This window comes from Mesorhizobium sp. M2C.T.Ca.TU.002.02.1.1, from assembly GCF_003997225.1.
Window position 1 is genome coordinate 1 of sequence record NZ_RZTO01000946.1, and the last position, 2,159, is coordinate 2,159.

Here is a 2,159-nt window from a genome sequence, read left to right on the forward strand (position 1 = left end):
GCCCTATATCCAGCCGCTGGTCGTCAAGGCGCGCCTGAAAGGCGCAAACGGGCGTTAGAGCAATTCCAGGAAAAGTGTGTAACGGTTTTCCGTCCGGAATTGCGCAAACAAAGGGGAAAAACGCATGATCCCAAAAATCGGATCCGATTTTTGGAAAGGACCATGCGCGAAATCCAGTTGCGCGGTACCCACGCGATGACCAGCGAAGCGCCGCCCTTCTGGTGGGAAAGGCCGGACTGGCGCGTGCTTGCGCTGTCTCCGGCCTCGGCGGTCTATGGGCTGGTCGCCGGCCGCCGCATGCGCCATGCTCCGCGCGAGAAGGTCGCAGCGCCCGTGCTGTGCGTCGGCAATTTTACCGTCGGCGGCAGCGGCAAGACGCCGGTCGCCATCGCTCTGGCCAAGCAGGCCAGGCGCATGCAGCTTACGCCAGGCTTCCTGTCGCGCGGCCATGGCGGTTCGTTCGCCAGGCCGCATGTTGTCGATGCGCATCACGACGCCGCCAAGCATGTCGGCGACGAGCCGCTGTTGCTCGCCGAGCATGCGCCTGTCGCGGTGACGGCGAACCGCGCCGCCGGCGCGAAGCTGCTTATCGAGCAACATGGCTGCGACTTCCTGATCATGGATGACGGGTTCCAGTCGGCGCGCATCCATATCGACTATGCGCTGGTGGTGGTCGACGCCCGCTTCGGCATCGGCAATGGTCGTGTCATCCCGGGCGGGCCGCTCCGCGCCAAGGTCGTCGACCAACTGGTGTTCACCAGCGGCTTGCTGAAGATGGGCGAGGGGGCCGCTGCCGACGGCGTCGTGCGCCAGGCGGCGCGCGCCGGGCGGCCGATCTTCCTGGCGCATGTCGAGCCGGCTGACCCGTCGCGCTTTGCGGGCGGCCGCTTCCTTGCCTTCGCCGGCATCGGCCATCCGGAGAAATTCTTCGACACGGTGCGCGGCGCGGGCGGCGAAGTCGCGCTGTCGCGCGCCTTTCCGGATCATCATGTCTACGCCCACGACGAGCTTGCCGACCTCCTGACGCTTGGGCGGCAGGAGGGGCTGCGTCTCGTCACCACGGCGAAGGACGCCGCGCGGCTGCGTCATGGCGACACGCCTGCCGGTTTCCTCGATCGACTGGACGTGCTCGACATCGAGGCCGTGTTCGAGCTCGATCATGTGCCCGAACGCATCGTCGACGAGACGCTCGACGCCTGGCGCCAGCGCAAGATGCGGGGCTGAGCTTCGGGATGCGCCTGCCGCCCGGGCGTTCTACCGTCAGTCGATGAGCCGGCGGAAGTAACGCACGGTGTCGCCAAGCCCGTCTTCGAGAGCGACACGAGGAGCCCAGCCCAACGCCGACTGCGCCAGGCTTATGTCGGGTTGCCGCTGCTGGGGGTCGTCTTGGGGGAGGGGCTTGAACTCGATCCTGGACTTGCCGCCGACAATGCCCAACACAAGTTCGGCCAGTTCCAGGATCGTGACTTCCGCAGGGTTTCCGACGTTGAGGGGCCCCACGAAATCATCGGGCGAGGCCATCATCCGGGCCAAGGCGTCCACAAGATCGTCGACATAGCAGAAGCTCCGCGTATGGCTTCCGTCGCCGTAGATGGTTATGGGGTCGTTGCGCAGCGCCTGGACAATGAAATTACTGACCACGCGTCCGTCCGACGAATGCATGCGAGGTCCGTATGTATTGAAGATGCGCACCACCTTGATCGGCACTTTCGACTGACGCCAGTAGTCGAAGAACAGCGCCTCGGCACATCTCTTGCCTTCGTCGTAACAGCTGCGCGGCCCGATCGGATTGACGTGGCCCCAATAGGCCTCGGTCTGGGGATGGACTTGCGGATCGCCATAGATCTCGGACGTCGATGCCTGAAGGATCCGGGCTCCGGAGGCGCATGCGAGATCGAGCATGTTGATCGCACCATAGACGCAGGTCCGGGTCGTCTCGATCGGGATGCGCTGATAGTGAACGGGCGAGGCCGGGCAGGCGAGATTGAAGATCTCATCCGTTTCGACTTTGAGAGGTGCGGTAACGTCGTGCCTCAGAAACTCGAAATGTGGATTGCCCGACAGGTGGCGGATGTTTTCCTCCGAGCCGGTGGAAAAATTGTCGGCGCATATCACGTGCCGGCCTTGTGTCAGCAGCAGGTCGCATAGATGCGAGCCGA

The 2,159-nt window shown here is 64.1% G+C and carries 2 protein-coding genes; one reads left to right on the forward strand and one right to left on the reverse strand.

Annotation, left to right across the window (positions count from 1 at the left end; all coding sequences use genetic code 11):
• Nucleotides 1-195: 195 nt before the first annotated feature.
• Nucleotides 196-1,224 (forward strand): tetraacyldisaccharide 4'-kinase, encoded by a 1,029-nt coding sequence (lpxK, locus tag EOD07_RS31820; protein ID WP_127238089.1) that lies wholly within the window; start codon nucleotides 196-198, stop codon nucleotides 1,222-1,224.
• A gap of 36 nt (nucleotides 1,225-1,260) precedes the next feature.
• Here the strand turns inward: lpxK and EOD07_RS31825 are convergent.
• On the reverse strand, nucleotides 1,261-2,159 hold an 899-nt coding region (locus tag EOD07_RS31825; protein ID WP_164772739.1), incomplete at its 5' end, for a UDP-glucuronic acid decarboxylase family protein.